Genomic DNA, 18,845 nt, shown 5'->3' with positions numbered 1-18,845 from the left:
CACAACAAAATTCCGCGAAGCCGATCACTGCAACAGTGAGACTTCGCGGAATTTACAAATGATATCAGAGAGATATGGCGTATCCAAGTGAAGGCTTAAGCTTAGAATTATAGCGTCATGGCTCGACCATTGCGCATCAGATAATCTTCTTTCGCTTTGTAATCCGGCATGATGCTGCCGATCCGTCGCCAGAAGGAGCGATCATGATTCATGTGGTGAATATGGCAAAGTTCATGAATGATGACATAATCCATCACTTCCAGTGGCGCCATCGCCAGGCGATAATTGAACGTAAGCTTTTTGTCCCAGCTACAACTGCCCCACTTAGTGGGAGAATCTACGATCTCTACTGACTTCGGCTTCACCTTCAACTCTTGCTGATAGCGTCCGATGCGCTCCCCAATCATACGTTTACACTCGGCAAAATAAAACTTCTTCAGATTCGCTCGCAGCTCTTCTTCTGTCAGACCCTCTACAGGGATTAAGTCATGCAGTGCATGCTCCTTGCCAAAAAGCAAAAACTTCCCCTTACCCTCATCTTCGTATTCCTTGGCTTGAGGACCGTCAAGAGCCCGCTGCATCAGAGCGGATTTCTTCAAAATCACATCCCCATGCTGCTCTACAAGTTGCCGGATCATGTCTTCACTGGTACCATTGGGTGCTTTGATCGTTACCATATAAGGCAAGTCCATCGTGATAGAAATTTTCTTACGTTTGCCGTACTCGATATGACAGTTAATGCTGTGATTATTTAATTCTATAGTTAACATAATGCGCTCCGCTTCTGAAGTTATTCGTTCAACCAAATCAAATTGTATACCATCTCCAACCATAATGCATACTGTTCGACGATATTTATGTTTGCATTGTATTTTTATACATTATTATGTATTATTATTTAATTATGAAATCGGAGGTTGGTTATGACGCATACTATAGATTCAGAACACAAAACCATTGAAGAACTATCGCTTAACCACTGGCAACCCTTGTCCACCTTATTATATGACGGTTGGGTACTGCGTTTTGCCAAAGGATATACCAAACGTGCCAACTCCGTTCAACCTATCTACGACTCCACTCTGGATGTGCATAAAAAGATTGAGGAATGTGAGCGCATCTATGCTTCCAATCAGTTAAGTACCATATTTAAGATCACACCGTTTATTCATCCGGATCATCTCGACCAACTTTTGCAAGACAAAGGGTATACTGTTGTGGATCTGACTCGTATCCAGATCAGGAGCCTGGAAGAGATCAAAGAGCCTGCACACCAGGCTGTACAGATCGACGAACAGTTGACCACAGCGTGGCTGGATCATTTTTGCAGGCTAAATCAGGTGAATGATCTGCAACGGGAAACGACAGAATTAATGTTGGACAATATCCGGACAAAGGTAGGTTTCATCTCGCTGTTGATTGACGGGCAAGTTGTCGCTTGTGGGTTTGGTGTCATCGAACGTGGCTACATTGGATTGTATGACATCATAACAGACGCTAACTTCCGGAATCGGGGACTTGCTGAACAGATGATCTTGCATCTCCTGCATTGGGCAAAAAAACAAGGTGCTACATCCAGTTACCTGCAAGTGGTTGCGAATAATGCACCTGCCTTGAAACTTTACGCCAAGCTGGGTTATTCGGAGATATATAGCTATTGGTACAGAGTCAAAGAATAGAGTGTTTGCTAATCAAGCTTAGCTTGTGGATTCTTTTATCATATTCAGTCTGACAAACAGATTAGTTCAAAACAACATCTTGAAAGCAAAACTGCCCTCCTCCTATGAAGGAAAGGCAGTTTTTAATTTTTCTTCGTGATTGTCCAAAACTCTTCACACCGTTTATCAGCTACTCCGTACTCTTTCTACAATGGCAGCTTCACCAGCACCTCATATTTCACGCCGGCTTGTATGTTCTTGATAATGTCGCCTTCAATCCGTTGGCCGTCAACATGCACCTCAATTGTCTGGACAGATGCATCCTTCTTCATGTTTACATGCAGCTCAGCGCCGCGGAACAACCGCGTAACGGATGCCTCGTTCCAATCTTCTGGTAACTGCGGACGCACTTGAAGTCCTTGTGCATGACCTTGCAGTCCAAACAATCCGTCGATCAGGCAGCGATACACCCAAGGCACCGTGCCGGTGTTGAACAGGTGACTGGAACGCCCGGCTGTACGTGGGAATTGATGATAAGCTCCGCGATAATAATTCGGGATAAATACGGGTAGCTGACCCCGCTGGAGAATATCCTCGGCATCGGGTCCCGGGATCATTTTACGCAGCAGACGATACGCCTTCTCCTTCTCGCCCACCAGGTACAATGCATAAATATAGAATGCCGCCGCATGATTGTACACGGCACCGTTCTCCGCACTTCCCGGATGTTTCTGCGTGACACGGCCTACATCCTCCCGCATGGCGGTGAAAGACGGCGCGAGTTTCTCGATACCATACGGCGTCTCCAATTGCTCCTCTACCGCACGGATTAACTTCTCCTGTTTCTCCTGATCCGCAGCACCGCTCATAAGTGCCCAGCTCTGAGGATTGATATAGATGCGTCCTTCCACGTCTTGGCTTACACCAAACACAACATTATCATCCGTAATTCCGCGCGCATACCAGTCCCCATCCCACAGATACTCATTTGCTACCGCATTGGTCTGATTGGCTTCCTGACGGAATTCCGCTGTAACCTCGGCATGCCCTGCCTCTTCACCAATATCTGCCCACACATTGAACGCATATGCCGACGCAATGGTCAGCCAGCCGGATACGCCTTTGCCTTTGTACCCCACCATGTTCATCGGATCACACCAGTCACCCTGATTGATATAGTTCAACCCACGCGCATCACGCTCATGGATCAACCAGCGCATTGCAAGATTCATATGCTCCAGTACGGAAACCTTTTGTTCACTGTCTGTAAAAGCAACCTGTTCCTCCAAAATGCTATAGTCATTCGTTTCATCCAAATAGGTCTTCAAACAGACCGGAAGCCAGATACAGTGGTCGGTATGAGGAACCTGGTTAATATATTTCAGTTCTGCGTCCGGGTGCAAAATAATGCCGTCTGGCATCGCACCGCTTATATGCTGTTGAGACAAGGCCGTCAAGAACGCAGCCCGCCCAATCTGCGGCTGAATGTAACTCATTCCCATGTTGTCTTGCAAATAATTCCGCGTCTGCGGATCGGTTGTCAGACGATTCGTTTTGCCATGATAGTACATCTGGCGAGGTAACCAGTGATTCACGACATTATCTAGCCAGCTGTCCGGTGTCTCAATCTGGATGTTCCCTTGCCCTTCCGCAATATAACCAGCATACTCCTGCTCGGCTGCGGTGAACCCATCCTGTCCTTCCTCATTCTGCTTCACAAAATAATGCTGACGAATGCCCTCAATCTCAGTCTCATCATGAGCCGGGCCAAAGATGAATCGATACGCCTGCTCCGCTCCTGCTTCCAATTCGACTCTGTATTGCAATACAGCCACCGGTGTCTCATAGCGTGCATCTCCACCAGCAAGTGTCTCCGACTGAAGGGCAGAAGGATTATGAAGTCCGCCTTCGCCTTCAAAGTTCTCATGATTTACTTCCCAGCCGGTCGGTTGGTGATCTGCAAGCAGATAGGTTTTGTCGCTGTAGTTTTTGATTTTGCTATAATCCTGATATTTCTGATACGGCGTAACCGCCGAGCAGACAATGCCCTGCAAATCTTCCACATATGAACCGGACTGGTTCATCCATGACATATAGCCGACCGTATAATACGGGTAAATACTCAGCTTGCGTTTTCTCGAAGACAGATTGCTTACCTTCACACGCCACAGCTCCATGACATTTTCCTTCGGCAAACGCAGGGACATCTCGATGCAAATATCGTTCTGAATCACTTTCCAGTGAATATCATGCTTACCGACAGCGAACGTATAGCTATCTGCTTGCTTGCGAACCGGTTCATACGGGGCTGAGAAGATTTCGCCGCTTACTTCATCTTTAATGTAAATAAACCGTCCCGGATGGTGGGCATAGTATGGCTGCTCCGGCTGCATAAACGTCTTGGCTTCCAGGTTGGGCGCATACGAGTATTTGGCAGGTTCGGGCTGCATAAATTGGGCCACCGCGTATCCCCGGCAATTCACATGAATCATCATCTTTTCATTCCAAAGGAATCCGGATGCCTTCGGTAAGCTTGTCGGGCTTGTCAGTTCAACATATTGATTATCTTCCGTTGCTTTAATCATCACTGAACCTCACTTTCAGATGTTGGAGTCAAAAGACAGAAAACGTTTTAGGTAACTTGTATACAACTTTGTTCATTATAACACGGGAACGCTTACAAAGAATTGAAAACTAAAAAAAGAGCTGAGAAACTCAGCTCCGATTACGTTCCAATTGTTTTTCGATGCCCGACCTGTCGATCTGTATCCAATACGCTGCAATTCGTTCGTTTTCCACTCGGTATACCGCACTGGCAATTTCAATCACTGGCAGGTTGGTTGGGCTGTATCCGTCCACTTCGCCAACATGGGTACCAGTTTGTCTCCAGCGCACATAGACTTTGTCGCCTTGCGTCAGCAACTCCTGAATTTCGAGTGAAAACTCCCCGTATGCTTCGATCATCTCTCGCACATGATCCGCATAATCGGAAGGGGTTCGGGTCACCGTGACCTCTTCTTCAGATATCACTTGATGGGCCAGTACTTGTTCCGCCATCACGCTGCTTGCATAATCAGGATTTCGGCCTGATCGGACCTCTTCAAAAAAGGTTCTGACAATCTGTTCTGCTGTCATCTGAGCCCCTCCAGTCTATTCAAATGTTCCGCTTATATATATAAATATGTAGTAACACTTGTATTTTAACATGGAACACACGCTACGAAACTAAAACTGTTCTATTGTTCTACAGGACTTAAAACCTACCCTCTCACCTTGACAATGCGTCAATATGACCATAAACTAGCAAAGGATATTAGGAAATTAATAGGAGGTTTGTCCGTTTAGAGGTTCGAGTATGGGTTTTAACCATATTTGATAATCTTTCGGTGTGTAGAATGTAGCCATTAGAGCAACTCAGAAAAACAAGAAAGCGGTGTATCATGAAACGTCTATTTTTCATTATGTTTGCGCTCACCCTGTTACTAGCTGGATGCCAGAGTACTGAGCAGGAAAGCAGTCCGTCCGAGAATAATCCAACAGAAGTAGTAGAAGGTTCTACCATTTTAAGTTTGAAGCAGAAATACGGCTCTGAATCGGAACAAGCGATCATGCCGATGTACAACGTAGCTCAGGATGAAGAATTTACGTTCAAGTTTAAAGCAGATTTACGCAAAAGTAACCTGTCAGCTAGTGACATTATTAGTGTACATACCGATATTAAAGCACTCAAAGCAAGCGATGTATATGCCATTCCAGAGACAAACGACAATAGTGTTTCCATTAAACCTCTTGGGTGGGGTGTTTTAAGTTCAGACTCCATGATGAACAAGGATCAAAGTTCTTGGGGCGGTGCCCCCATTTATTACATTCGTCTGAATTATGATCCAGATGCTGAGAAGCTAACACTACTCGATCAGCCCATCATTATTCCGTTTACAGTGAAATCGGAGTTACCCGTACCTAACCTAAGATACGAAATTGACAAAGATAGAAGGTTCAAGTTGGTCTGGGACAAGGTTGAAGGCGCCACCGAATATAAAATTTATAAACGTTCTGACCTAACCAACTTCGATACAAATGTGCCTCTAACTGGCGCAGAGGACGCGTTCAGTAATAGTCTGCCTTTAGATATTGCGGTAACAACAGAGACGTCTTTCAATGATTTTTTGAGAGACGGAAAAGGCGGGCTAGGCACTTATAATGAAATGATAACTACCACTCAGAACCATGGTATACGAGGAGAATATTACGTCACTGCAATCGGTGGAGGCAAAGAATCCAATTTTAGCAGAGGTGTGCCTACAGCTCCGCTCGCTTCCCAGTTACCAACAGCTTTGAAAGAACAATTGTATAGGGAGAAATTAAAGAATATAGATGTACTTCCTCAGAAAACAACAGTTGAGTACAATGACGGTTCATTATCCCGTGAAACCATTGTCTATGATACCAAAAGCGTAGAGATTTCAGAGTTCAATGAAACGAATATTCCTTTTCACGTTAAAGGAACCGCTCTGAAAAGTTACGTACGCGTAGAAAATGTGACTCAAGCAGATTTGGACAAACTATCTCAGCAAACCGTAGCCGATTCCAGCAACGGACTGGTGGAACCGAAGAATGATACACCTTACGTCCCTGCACCTGATGTGCCAACGATCATCAACAATCATGATGCACCTGAGTCTGCAACGGAAACAGAAGAAGTACCGGCTTCGGAAACTCCAACTACAGAGTCCACAACCGATACTGAGACTTCAGAGACTGCAGCTGATCCTGTATCCACCGAAGTTTCTAATGATACTTCCGGGAATGCTTCTGAAGAAGCTTCCAATGAAGCCCCTGCTCCAGCTCCTGAAGCTGAAGAAGACAATCTGGTAGATGAACAGAAGTCCAATACACAGCAAAATGTAGAACAAGGTAATCAGGAAACTGTGCCTCAGCCTGCTACAGGCGATGCAATGATTAATGCAGATTCCGCATTGGAAGAAGTTTTAGCCAAAAACATGATTGCGGCACAAGATAAAATTTCGTTAAAAGCTTTCCCCGAAGCTCAAAATTTCACGACACTCTCAGATGTTGTCCTGAAAGTGATGTACCAGAATCCATTGATTCTTGGTGTGGAAGGTTTCGAATACAACTATGGTACACTTACCCTTTCCATCTATTACAATGAATCGGCTGGTGGTATCCAGAAGAAGCAAGATGAGATTATTGCCAAAGCAAACGAAGTTGTAGCTTCCATTATCAAGGATGGCATGAACGAAGACGAGAAACGAAAAGCCATCTACGATTATCTGAACGATAACGCGAAGTATGACGATGCAGCGCTGGAGAATGCGGAGCAGAACAACTTCAAAAATGTCGATCCGCAGTTCAATGACTCGTTTACCACATACGGTATTCTGGTCAAAGGAGTTGGGGTATGTGCCAGCTATGCTTCCGTTTACAAATTGCTCTCCGATCTCTTGGGATTGGAAAGCATCGTTGTAACGGGCGCTTCCAGCGGCGTTCCACATGCATGGAACAAGGTCAAAATCGGGAACGAATGGTTCCATGTCGATGCCACCAACAACCTGACGAACTCCGGCATCCCATACTTCCTGTATAATGCCAACGATGAGACTGCTGCAAGTCAGAAAACGATAGCGGATCAAGATTACTGGCTTGATTCCGAGCTCGCGATGTTCAATGGCGAGAGCGATGCCAATGATTATTATGTGCAAAATAACCTCGAAGTCGCATCCATTAATGAGTACAAAACCAAGGCTGAGAGTGAACTCAAAAAAGGAGAGAGCCGGGTCATTCTCCGTTTTGCCTCACCTGTTGACTCTGATGAGCTGATGACAGCTGCTGGCGAAGCCCTCGCTGCGGTGGATGAAGCTCTTCTGAATACAGCACAATTAGCCACGCTCGGCAGTTATGCCATCTTGGACCCGAAACCAGAACAGAAGTAAATTTATAATTCTGAACAAATAACATAACAACAAAGAACTCCATTCACCTTCATCGGGAATGGAGTTCTTTGCTTAACTGGCCTATGATCGCTGACCTATGGTCGGTCTATAGACCTTTTTATCCAACGTTTACGGACTAACCGTACCGCCATTCGCATTCAGTGTCTCGCCGCTCACATAGCTGGATTCCTGGCTTGCCAAGAACACAAATGCCGGAGCCATCTCGGCAGGCTGTCCTGCCCGACCCAGCGGTGTGTTGGAGCCAAAATCAGCGAGCTTCTCGATTGGCTGTCCACCCACGACCTGAAGCGGAGTCCATACCGGGCCCGGTGCAACAACGTTGACACGAATCCCTTTGCTACCCACCTGTTGGGCCAGCGCTTTGCTGAACGTGTTAATCGATGCCTTAGTTGTCGCGTAATCCAGCAGGATTGGCGAAGGTTTGTACGCCTGAATCGATGATGTGTTGATAATGGAGCTGCCCGGCTTCATGTGTTTTACCGCTGCTTTGCAGAGCCAGAACATGGAATAGACATTCGTTTTGAACGTCGCATCGAATTGCTCGGTGGTCAGATCTGCAATCTGCTCCACAAACTGCTGCTTACCTGCCACGTTAGCGAGGATATCAATCCCGCCAAGCTCTTTTACCGCAGATTCAATGAGTTCCTCGCAGTATTTCTCATCCTTCAGGTCACCTGGCTTCGTAATCGCTTTGCGCCCAGCTTCCTCAATCAGCTTCACGACTTCCTGTGCATCTGCTTCCTCTTCCGGCAAATAAGCCAGAACGACATCTGCACCTTCACGGGCAAACGCAATCGCTGCCGCCCGGCCAATTCCACTGTCAGCTCCGGTCACAACCGCTTTGCGTCCCGTTAAACGTCCGCTGCCTTTATAACTTTTCTCACCCGCATCGGGAACAGGAGTCATCTCACGCTGAAGCCCCGGCTCATCCTGTTGCTGTTTCCACTCCGGTGTAGCCTTCGGATATTGTGTCGTTGGATCTTGCATGGTGTGCTGGTCTTGATTAGCCATGTTCAATTCCTCCTCGGTTATTTACAGTGATCACTACGATCACAGAAGTTGTTTTCATAAATGTTGCACTCTTTCCTTTGTAACCGAGATGGGTGAAATTTAAACTAAGCCCGCCCGAATTCCCTGATGACTGTCTAACATTGAATCTCCCCTAACAGGAGATTGTATAATAGAACATGAGGTGATCTCGTTGAATGCAAACAAAGAACCCTATTCCATCGGTGAAGCGGCCAAACTGATCGGCTCCACGGTGAAAACGATCCGTTATTACGATGAGATTGAACTGTTACAACCCTCCAGTCATACGGAAGGCGGGCACCGACTCTATACAATGCAAGACCTGTGGCAACTCGAACTCATTACAACGCTTCGTTATCTGAATTTCAGCATACCGGATATTCGAAAGCTCATGTCGGGTGAACTGGCGGTAGCACAGGCGTTAGATCTGCAGATTGAAGCCTTGGAAACCCAGATCGGCACGATGAATTCCATGCTCTCCATTTTGCAGCAAGCGAAGCAGCATGAAGAAGACACTTCACTGCATTCGGAACAGTCTCTTACCTACATCTCCAGTCTGGTTGAATCCCTAACCGCCCATGCGAGCAGTCGGAAACAATTCGTTGCTGCAAAGGTGGATGAATCTCATCTACTGGACAGCATTCCGCAGGATTGGAGAGTTTCGTTTCTACACTTTTTCGATAAATACATGATGAAAGATACGAAACTGACGGCTCAGCAAACACTGGCCTGGAAGGAAATTCAGGAGCTGATCAATGATCCGGCCTATTGGGCTGATCTGGCTAGGTTGGAGGTTCCCTTCTTCATTATGGCGAACCAGCCACAAGTCGAAGCGGACGTCTGGGTGAAAAAAATGGAGGCTATTCGCATTCGCACTACTGAAGCTCTGGACAAGCGTTGGGCCATCGGTAGCCCTGCTGTGCAAAGCATGGTGTGGGACTTTGTGTTGATGTATGCAAGTGTCGAGCATGCCGAAGCACCTGAAGTATTTTTCAGTAAACAGGCCCGATATATGCTGGACTCCGTGACGGATCGCATTCTGCGTTTTAACAAGCTGTGCAAGGTGATGAATCCCGAATGGAGCCAGATCGTAGATGGCATTAACCTGTTACAGGAGGGCATGCGGTTACGATTAAAACAAATGGAAGAAGACTGAATTTCAGTCTCCTTCCATTTTTACGTTTAGCCCTTTTTTAACGAATAGGACTCATGTTCTCCCACTTCCTTGTCCATATGGAGCGGTTGCCCTTTCAAGTAGTGGTTGAAGAAATCAATCGTCGTATCGTTGACCAACTGTTGCGTCCCCCGTGCATCTACACCCTGCGTCCATTCGAGCAGTGGAGAGATCAGGTAGAGATCGGAGAAACTCAGATGTTTGGTGTTGGTCAGCTCCATCCAGTAGTTCCCTCCTGTGGTTACCGGCTCATACCGAGCGTACACTTCCTCATAATATTTCTCGGCTTCCGGACGGGTCGTACCCATCGCAGCAATTTCCTCGTCACTCATCACACTTGTACCTGCAACGGTTGAGTCTGCACTCATCATCAGGAACGGCTTGCCCACACCTTCGGCAGGGATACGCTTCTCGCCAAACAATACACCATCCATATTCATGCCTGCTTTCACACGTGGATCATCCATTAACATCTGTACTGTCGTTGCTCCGCCAAATGAATGCCCAAACATGCCGATGTTGTCCATATCCATATGTCCGGTAAACCGGCCACTCGGATCTCCCGCAGCCAACTTCTCTACCTCATCCAGTACAAACTGTGCATCCTTCACCCATGTCTCATTCAACTTGTCCATGTAACTGAATTGCAGCTGCTCAAAGCCTTCTTTCCCTTCGGATTCAAACTGCGCCACACGTCCATCCGGGAATACGGACACCAGACTGCTATACGTGTGATTAATGCCTACAACAATGTAACCTTGACTGACCAGCTGCTCAACCTGGAACGTATTCTGATTTTCATAGCCATGCAGACCATGAGAGAAAAGAACAACCGGATACTTGGCTTCGGCATCAGATAACTGAGCTTCCTGAATCGCATGCGTTTTGACCTGACTCAGACTGGAAAATAAAAGCTTTGGTAGTTTCAGCACTTCATTGAAGGCTGTCCCGTAGATATCCGGCTTATTAACATAAGGAGCTGTTGCTCCCTCTGCTTCTGAATTTGTTGGATACCAGATCTGTACCATCAGCTCCCGTTGGTCACCGGTGGTACTCGTCAGAAGTTCCTCCCGACTGCTATCTGTCCAGTCGTAGGATACCGTTCCGATTCCATAAGGACCTGCTGGCTTGGCAAACGTAAACACTGGGAAGAGCAGCGGTAAGCCAATGCTCACAACAGCGTATACTAACACCAGGAGAGACGTTGCGATGATTCGAACACGTCCGAATTTCCCCGCCACAGTCGATGCCTTTGTAAATAACACAACCAGTGGAACCAACGTGAGCAGATACGCCGGAATCATCGGCCAACGAAGTCCTTCGACCACACCATGGATGATCAACAGTACACCCGATATGGCGAATCCGCCCCATACTATTTTCCGAAAATGTTGATGCTGTCTCCCGACCCCGATTATCCCCACGAACATAAGCAGGTTCAAAATAAGATAAATCCATTCTACTGTCCTCATAAGACGTATGCCCCCTTGTCTGCCGCAATTTTATTTGAGTTGTATCGCGCGGCGGCTCTTCTACCTCCAATCTTAAAACCTCCAGTTACAGGAGATTCAAGCATGAATTTTGTGACAAAAAAATGCACTCCCTGAATGTCGCTGAATCACCCGCAGGTTCTCCATTGTATTCAAGGAATGCACGTATGAAATTACGTTATACCTTGACTTCGGAATACGATACTAGCGATCTTCGCCGCCATCTATCCGTTGTCTTTTGCCGATGCCAAATGCGAAATATCCAGCCACCACGATTGCCATGAACGTAGCTCCAACAATCAGGGGTAAACGCGTATCCGGGTTAAACGCCATACCGATGATGACGAGGATCAGATACACAATAATGATGTAATTGCTGATCGGAAACCATTTGGACTTGAAGTTATGATCCGCCATCTCGTTGCCCCAACGCTTTCTGAATCGGAACTGACTGAACGCCAGCGCGAACCATGGAACCATACCCGGAAGAACACTTGCGCTATAGATGTACAAGAACAGCTTGGAGTCCGGCATCAGGTAGTTCAGCACAACCCCGATCAGCAGCAAGGAGATCGTAATGACGATACTGTTGCGGGGTACCCCACCTTTGGACAGCTTTTTGAAAAAGGCAGGCGCCTGCCCATTCTCCGCCAGCGTGTACAGCATACGTCCCGCACTGTAGATCCCGCTGTTGCATCCCGACATAGCCGCCGTGAGCACCACAAAGTTGATAATTCCCGCAGCAGCCACAATGCCAACTTTGGCAAAGGTGAGTACAAATGGGCTTCCCGTCTCGCCTACCTCGTTCCAAGGATACAGGGTTACGATTACGAATATGGCGCCAACGTAGAAAATAAGAATACGCCACACGATATTTTTGATCGCTTTACGCAAGGTGTATTTCGGATTCTCCGCTTCGCCTGCTGTAATGCCGACCATCTCCACCCCCTGATACGCAGCCGTTACGATACACAGTGCAAAGAGGAAACCTTTGATACCTCCAGGGAAAAAGCCACCATGGCTGAACAGATTCGACAGACCAATGGCCTGCCCTCCATTGCCCCAGCCGAAGAAGATGAGTCCCGTTCCAATCACAATCATGGCTACAATAGCCGTCACTTTGATCATCGCAAACCAGAATTCAAATTCCCCATAGAACTTCACGGCCGCCAGATTGGCCGCCGCAATGATGAGCACTCCAGCAAGTGCCGGCAGCCACTGCGGAATATCCGGGAACCAATACCCGACATAGATGCCAATCGCCGTAACTTCCGCCATACCAACCGTAACCCACAGGAACCAATAGCTCCAGGCGGTCAGGAATCCGGCAAGCGGACTAATATATTTGTGAGCAAATGTAGCAAACGAACCGGTTACCGGCTCCTGAATCAACATTTCACCCATAATACGCATGACAAAAAAGATAACGATACCAGCCAGTAAATAGGCCAGCAGCACGGATGGCCCTGCCCATTTGATCGTACTCGCCGATCCCATGAACAAACCAACGCCGATTGTACCTCCGAGTGCAATCAGCTCTACATGGCGGGGCTTTAGCCCTCTAGATAGTTGCTTTGACTCCAAACGATTCTCCCCTTTTCACATTCACATTAACGCAATGCAGAATTGCTTCACCAAATTGTACGAGATGTGCCGCAGAAATACAACAAGGAATGTGAGGAAACGGATTCACTACACATATAGGTATAGGATAACCGCTTAATGAATATGGCAGTCAGATGTGTGGAGTAGAACGATAGTACAAAAAGAACCTCCCTTCAACAGGAGGCTCTCTCAACTCTACTACTTATTACCGAACTATTGCTGCTTCATCATGGCAGGCAGTTCATTCAAAAATTCATGCATCGTGTAGGCATCACGTTTATTCCACTTTTGCTCCACTACATACACATGACCATTCTTAACTGCCGGAAGGTCCTTCCATATGGCGGACTTCATCAGCTCGTCATTCTCAGCGGAATCTTCCCCTGCCCCAGCGGCCATCAGGAATACGTGATCCCCGGCAAACGAAGGCAGACTCTCAAGTGATATCTGAGCCCATGGCATTCCTTCATTAATCGTTACCTTCTTCACCTCATCCGGTATATCGAGTCCATAAGGTGAGTATAAATCGGCAGCCAGCCCTGTCGTCATAACATACAGCGTACGATTTGTGTTTAAAAATATCGTTGCCGTCTCATCCGGACCGATGTTCGCACTCTGTTTGAACGCATTCCAGGCTTGCTCCGATTTCGCATCATAATCGGCCAGCCACTGCTGTGCCTCTGCCTCCTTATTCACCAGGAGACCAAGTACAGGCAGGCGCTGCTCCAATGGAGCATCTACGTCGATTCCAACCGTTGGCGCCACTTTCGCAATCTGATCCAACTCCTCCCCTTGAGCGTGAAGACCTGTGATGATCAGATCTGGCTCAAGCTCAACCAGCTTTTCCAGATTCAACGGCGCACCAAGATCTTCAATATCCTTGACTTGATCCTGATATATTGATTCGAATCGGCTATCCTGACCGACTGCATCTGCTCCAAGTACCAGCATGTCCCCGAAGGTTTTATTATCATAATAGACGATCCTCTGCGGATCAGTTGGAATCTCTACCTTACGTCCCAGATAATCCACGTACTCTTTAATTTCCGGTTTCTCCGCAGCGGCTTCCGTTTCTTTTACGGCTGTCTGCTGCGTTGTTCCCCCATTTACCGAAGTACCCTCATTGCTATTACATGCACTTAGCCCGATACTCAGCACGAGAACCGCACCAATAGACCATCCCCACCGTTTCACACTATACATGACGTTCTCCCCATTCACTCTATTTTAATGATAATCATTATCACTATCTTCTACCTATAGTAACGATCTCGCATAGGCGCATCAATGGACAATTCCAGGGCTTTTCAGACAATACTTAGCAGGTATAACACCAAGTTATGTTCTATCTCCCCTATCAATTGGTTGAAAAAAGAGAGTATTTAAACTATGCTATTCCATGAGAATCGTTATCAATTAGTAAGGGGATTGTGGCATGAAGCTTCTATTACATACCGATCAGGAACATGAAGTCTACTCGCTTAGCGAGATTGATTTTATGGAGGAACCCGTCAGCATACTGCCTTCGCAAGAGCATCGTCTCCTCATCGTCGTTTCCGGAAAATTCAGGTTGGATCTGGGGGAAGAAACCCTTACTGCCGTTGAAGAACAATGTTTTTATATTCGACCTGGAGGCGACATCGTACTAACCAGGCAGGCTCATGAGCCGTTCGCCGTCTATATGTTTTCTTTTCATATAATCAAAGTTCAGGCCTCGTCCGTCTGGTTCGACACAAGTCCTGCCTTTGATGAAAGTACGTTGCGATCCGATCGTTCCTATTCCAGCGTACACACCATTATTCAGGATATGATTCGTCAACGCCCCTATATCAACAAAGCAGAAAGCAATGCCTATCAACCTATGTTCCATATGCTGATGCTGTCTCTCTCTGAACAGAATACGAAAGCTCCCTCTTTGGAAAATGCCAGAGATGCCGTTAAACGCACCCTTATCTATTTGCAGGAACACTACGCCGAGAAAATTAAAGTGCAGGAACTATCCGATATATCCGGGGTCTCCTTATGGCAATACAATGAGCTGTTTCGCTCACTGACAGACAAAACTCCGATTGAATATCTAACCGAGATTCGTTTGAATCGGGCCAAGGAATTGCTTTTGCAGACCGAAGAAACCATCGAGTCCATCGCCCATCAGGTTGGATTCAATGATCATTATTACTTTGTCAGACGTTTTCGCCAGAAGACCGGGTTGCCTCCTAGAGAGTATGCAGCGATGTATAAGCAAAGCGACAGGGACAAGGACATTCTTTTCCGTGACTCTACAGGAAGGCTGTTGGAACTCCCCAAGGACAAATCACGTATTGTATATCTGGATCGTAATACCGCAAGTGACTTGATTGCCCTGGATTTGTTCCCAGTCGGTAGTCCCAAAAGTCTATTAGGCCAATTCATCGATACCGCTCCAATGCAAAACACAACTGAAATCAGCTTTCCCCCCAAGCCTGAGGAGATTCGAAAGCTGAAGCCCGACCTTATTCTCGTCGCCAACTATTATGGTATTTCTCTGGATGAAATGAATACCATTGCTCCAACCATTGTGTTGGATCGTGAGCAAACATTGGATAGCCGCTTGCGGACCTTGGGCCAAATTTTCGGCAAAGAAAAAGAAGCGGAACGTTGGCTGATCCGATATGATGCTATGGCTGAATACATGTGGAATGTGTGTAAAGGTGCATTTGAACCCGGCGAAAGTGCCACCGTTCTTGTCGACGGTAATGATGGCAAACTCTATGTCATGGCCTCTCAAGGCCTCACAAACACACTGTACCACGCCAATGGATTCAGACCTCCTCATGAAGTAGCGACATTAATAGAGCAAGGCGAGCCTTTTATTTCTATGAAAGAGAGGGATTTTGAGCGTTATGTAGGGGATCATATTTTTGTAATATCTGCAACCAGAGATGGGAACGTCGATGACCCTGCCTCTTATAAGCGCGAGATGAGTTGGTTGGAAAGCCCTCATTGGCGTGATCTTCCTGCTGTGTGTAACGGAAAAGTCTATCACGTAGGGCAACACTGGAATATGGAGGGCGCGCTGGAACGTATGCATGTGCTACATGCATTGCCAGAACTGTTGCGTGGAGCTATGATGAAGAATTAACTACTTGTATAAAATTGAAAAATGGGAGGCTTCACATGCCTGACTTCTTACTGGTCTTATTTTTGTTTAACCTATCTCTCTTCCTGCTTCACGAAATGGATGCCATCAGGCGATCCGAGTGGAAATTGTTTATTGTGTTAAAAGATATGGAAGATGATAAAGCCTACAGGTATTTCACTTGGATTCATTTACCTATGTACACAATTATTCTTTCTCTGCTTTTTAGCTCGTATCAAACCATTACATTTTGGGTCCTGGATATCTTTTTCATCATACATACCGTACTGCATTTCTCTTTCGAAAAGCACCCTCGAAATGAATTTAAAAATGGATTTTCCAGATCATTGATCTACCCTATGGGAATAATCGCTTTAATTCATTTGATATTCCTAATCATCTAATCTGATCCACTATTTACATCTGTATTTTATTGGTATATAGTATAGCCGTTAGGAATGTTAGCGCTAACATAAACTGAATAAGGAGGGGCTCCAATCCGTTTCGAAAAGGTTTTTGGTTTACATCTAGTTAAACTATAAAAACACTTTATTTTGAGAGGATGAGCAATTGATGAAAAAACGCATTAGCACATTTTTTGCACTTATTCTAGGCATTTCCCTTCTGTTTAGCCTAACCGCTTCCGCTAACCCCTCCATCGTAATCTATGGAGGCACCTATTATAATGCGCTCTCGGCCGGGCAAGGATACGCCTATGTTCTTCCTAACGCCAAAACGACGGGTACCAGCGTGAAAATTACGACAAACACAGCTAATACCCTTCAGCTGCATTATTACTGGAGCTATAATAATACGACACTCGATCTGGGTACAGCTATCGTGAACAACACTACTTATTACAGCGGTTCAGCCTACTACAGCCCGGGCACGCTGATCACTGTCGTAGAACGTGTTCCAGGTTCGACGACGGCATACCCAAACGTAGCCTACACGATTTCTTTCAATTAGATCAAACATAGATCACCGATCAATCTAACCTACGACCGCTGACTGCGGTCTTTTTTTTATGTTGATACACTTCCTCTATGGAAGTAGCACCCCTTAAATAAAAGGGTAATATAAGATAAACAACCTATTCTATTTTTCTTAAATTAAATGGAGGTAATACAGTGATGTAGAAGAAATCCACTTGATTGCGCCCAAGAAACTGGTCGATATTTCATATGTAACCCAGTTGCACAATTTAAAGATTTTGGATGCCAACTTTGCCCCTCTAACCAATTTAAGCCCCTTCCATGAGCATCAAGGTATCGAAGAAATACGGATTAGAGGCTCAGCGGTGGAGAGTTTTCAGGGAATGGGCGTCTGTCCCAACCTAAAAGTACTTTATGCAGAGAAAACCAAACTGAAGTCGGTGGAGAACATCCGTGACCAATTCCCTCAACTGGAGGTGCTCTGGATTTGGGAAACTAAAGTGAAGGATCTGCATCATCTGGCGGATATGCAAACATTGAAAAACCTTGATGTGACCAAACTTAAACCCAAGTCATGGGATTTCATTTCTACCCTAACAGGTCTGGAAATATTGGATTTATGTAAAACATCGTTCTCCGATCCAAGTCTGCTTCTGAATCTGCCTAACTTAAAGAAGGTACGATTGTCTAGCAGCGAGGTAGACCCTGAATCCAGCAGCTTCAAGGCATTGGAAGAGGTCATGTTGCAACGTGAAGGTAATCTGATCATGAAATAGAATTCTATTCTATAAACTAACAATGAATATGGAGGTCTACTTATGCAGCAGCATCATACAGAACGAGTTGAATTATTCGTTTCCAACACTCAAATCATCAAGAAGTCGTTCAAATGGCAACATGGGATGATTCACCGTCTGGCTGCCTTGCTCTATGCAGCGGAGAATAAAGTTGCTGATGCAGAAGCCATTCGCCAAAACCAAGAGTTGATCAAGCAAAACACGAAACTCTTCTCTTCATTCAGAGGTAATTCGTCCATTAGCATTGCCACCATGCTCTCCCTTACAACGGATGAGAACACAAAGCTGGCAGATACACTACATGTCTATGACCTGATGAAAGAGATCAAATTCCGCACCTCCGATTATCTGGTTATTGCCGCCTATCAGATCGCTACTCAGGTATCACCTGACCAGTTTCAACCTACGGTGGAGCGGGCCAAATCATTTTATGACAGCATGAAAGCAGAGCATCGCTTCCTTACTGGACAGGATGACTACATTTTCGCTGCCATGTTAGCCCTCTCCGATCTCGACGTGGAGTCTGGTGTGGCACGCATGGAACAACTTTATGGCGAATTAAAGCCAGAGTTCTCCTCCAAAAACAGTGTGCAGGCGTTAACACAGGTACTGGTTCTTGGAGATGATACCCCGGATGCAAGTGCTCGTGTGATTGCCTTAAATGAAGCTTTTCGCAAAAGGGATCTCCGAATGGATAAAACGTACACATTACCCTCTCTCGGTATCCTTTCCCTACTGCCTTCGGACAGAGACTCATTAGTTGATGAAGTCGCGGAAACAAATGACTGGTTACGGACTCAAAAAGGCTTCGGTGCTTGGTCGATCGATAAACAGGAGTTGCTCCTGTTCTCATCTGCGTTGATCGCCATTCAACATGTGGAGAATCTGCGAAACGGTGTGCTTACGACAGCGATCTCAACCAGTATCACGAACATTATTATCGCCCAGCAGGCGGCCTTGACCGCAGCTGCCGCAGCATCGGCTGCTGCCGCTTCATCATCATCGTCGAGCTAAAAGTGATCATGTTACCTGCATATAAGTTGAAAAAGCCCCTCCCGAGTTCAAGT

15 protein-coding genes are annotated in these 18,845 nt (G+C 46.2%); 8 read left to right on the top strand and 7 right to left on the bottom strand.

Features of this window, described 5'->3' with window-relative positions; genetic code table 11:
• Window positions 1–107 precede the first annotated feature (107 nt).
• Window positions 108–770, bottom strand: coding sequence for a M48 family metallopeptidase (locus tag OM416_RS26445; protein WP_264934437.1), 663 nt, complete (start codon window positions 768–770; stop codon window positions 108–110).
• A gap of 153 nt (window positions 771–923) precedes the next feature.
• Between OM416_RS26445 and OM416_RS26440 the strand changes: the two genes are divergently transcribed.
• On the top strand, window positions 924–1,679 hold the full coding sequence (locus tag OM416_RS26440) for a GNAT family N-acetyltransferase (protein ID WP_264934436.1): 756 nt from the start codon (window positions 924–926) through the stop codon (window positions 1,677–1,679).
• Window positions 1,680–1,864: 185 nt separating this feature from the next.
• On the opposite strand, the gene OM416_RS26435 is transcribed toward OM416_RS26440, so the two are convergent.
• Complete coding sequence (locus OM416_RS26435) at window positions 1,865–4,243, bottom strand: GH36-type glycosyl hydrolase domain-containing protein (RefSeq protein WP_264934435.1); 2,379 nt, start codon at window positions 4,241–4,243, stop codon at window positions 1,865–1,867.
• Between the two features lie 130 nt (window positions 4,244–4,373).
• Window positions 4,374–4,793 carry an ester cyclase gene (locus OM416_RS26430; RefSeq protein ID WP_264934434.1) on the bottom strand — a complete coding sequence of 140 codons (420 nt, stop codon included), beginning with the start codon at window positions 4,791–4,793 and terminating at the stop codon, window positions 4,374–4,376.
• A 305-nt stretch (window positions 4,794–5,098) separates the two neighbouring features.
• Between OM416_RS26430 and OM416_RS26425 the strand changes: the two genes are divergently transcribed.
• Window positions 5,099–7,609 carry a transglutaminase domain-containing protein gene (locus OM416_RS26425; protein ID WP_264934433.1) on the top strand — a complete coding sequence of 837 codons (2,511 nt, stop codon included), beginning with the start codon at window positions 5,099–5,101 and terminating at the stop codon, window positions 7,607–7,609.
• Window positions 7,610–7,738: 129 nt separating this feature from the next.
• Here the strand turns inward: OM416_RS26425 and OM416_RS26420 are convergent, their stop codons facing one another.
• Entirely contained in the window at window positions 7,739–8,641 is a 903-nt protein-coding gene (locus OM416_RS26420; protein WP_062836304.1) for an SDR family oxidoreductase, read from the bottom strand.
• Between the two features lie 190 nt (window positions 8,642–8,831).
• Here OM416_RS26420 and OM416_RS26415 point away from each other — a divergent pair, with 190 nt between their 5' ends.
• Window positions 8,832–9,815, top strand: coding sequence for a MerR family transcriptional regulator (locus OM416_RS26415; RefSeq protein ID WP_264934431.1), 984 nt, complete (start codon window positions 8,832–8,834; stop codon window positions 9,813–9,815).
• A gap of 26 nt (window positions 9,816–9,841) precedes the next feature.
• Here OM416_RS26415 and OM416_RS26410 read toward each other — a convergent pair whose 3' ends face one another.
• The 3 genes from OM416_RS26410 to OM416_RS26400 form a co-directional block, all read right to left on the bottom strand.
• Window positions 9,842–11,305, bottom strand: coding sequence for an alpha/beta hydrolase family protein (locus OM416_RS26410; protein WP_264934428.1), 1,464 nt, complete (start codon window positions 11,303–11,305; stop codon window positions 9,842–9,844).
• A gap of 222 nt (window positions 11,306–11,527) precedes the next feature.
• Window positions 11,528–12,907 carry an amino acid permease gene (locus tag OM416_RS26405; RefSeq protein WP_264934426.1) on the bottom strand — a complete coding sequence of 460 codons (1,380 nt, stop codon included), beginning with the start codon at window positions 12,905–12,907 and terminating at the stop codon, window positions 11,528–11,530.
• 234 nt (window positions 12,908–13,141) lie between these two features.
• Complete coding sequence (locus OM416_RS26400) at window positions 13,142–14,131, bottom strand: ABC transporter substrate-binding protein (RefSeq protein ID WP_264934424.1); 990 nt, start codon at window positions 14,129–14,131, stop codon at window positions 13,142–13,144.
• 232 nt (window positions 14,132–14,363) lie between these two features.
• Here OM416_RS26400 and OM416_RS26395 point away from each other — a divergent pair, with 232 nt between their 5' ends.
• From OM416_RS26395 to OM416_RS26380, 5 genes are all read left to right on the top strand, one after another.
• Window positions 14,364–16,049, top strand: a complete 1,686-nt coding sequence (locus tag OM416_RS26395; protein ID WP_264934420.1) for an AraC family transcriptional regulator — start codon at window positions 14,364–14,366, stop codon at window positions 16,047–16,049.
• Window positions 16,050–16,084: 35 nt separating this feature from the next.
• The gene (locus tag OM416_RS31850) at window positions 16,085–16,450 is read left to right on the top strand and encodes a DUF6713 family protein (RefSeq protein ID WP_319951934.1); all 366 of its coding nucleotides are present in this window, start codon (window positions 16,085–16,087) and stop codon (window positions 16,448–16,450) included.
• A gap of 169 nt (window positions 16,451–16,619) precedes the next feature.
• Window positions 16,620–17,015, top strand: coding sequence for a hypothetical protein (locus OM416_RS26390; RefSeq protein ID WP_264934417.1), 396 nt, complete (start codon window positions 16,620–16,622; stop codon window positions 17,013–17,015).
• A gap of 181 nt (window positions 17,016–17,196) precedes the next feature.
• On the top strand, window positions 17,197–17,757 hold the full coding sequence (locus tag OM416_RS26385; protein ID WP_264934415.1) for a hypothetical protein: 561 nt from the start codon (window positions 17,197–17,199) through the stop codon (window positions 17,755–17,757).
• 42 nt (window positions 17,758–17,799) lie between these two features.
• Window positions 17,800–18,792: a DUF4003 domain-containing protein gene (locus OM416_RS26380; RefSeq protein ID WP_264934413.1), complete on the top strand. Its 993-nt coding sequence runs from the start codon at window positions 17,800–17,802 to the stop codon at window positions 18,790–18,792.
• Window positions 18,793–18,845: the final 53 nt, after the last annotated feature.

Origin of the sequence: Paenibacillus sp. LS1 (assembly GCF_026013365.1) — a bacterium.
Classification (GTDB): Bacteria; Bacillota; Bacilli; order Paenibacillales; family Paenibacillaceae; genus Paenibacillus.
The sequence above is the reverse complement of the archived record's forward strand: the minus strand, read 5'-3'. Positions and strand labels throughout refer to the sequence as shown.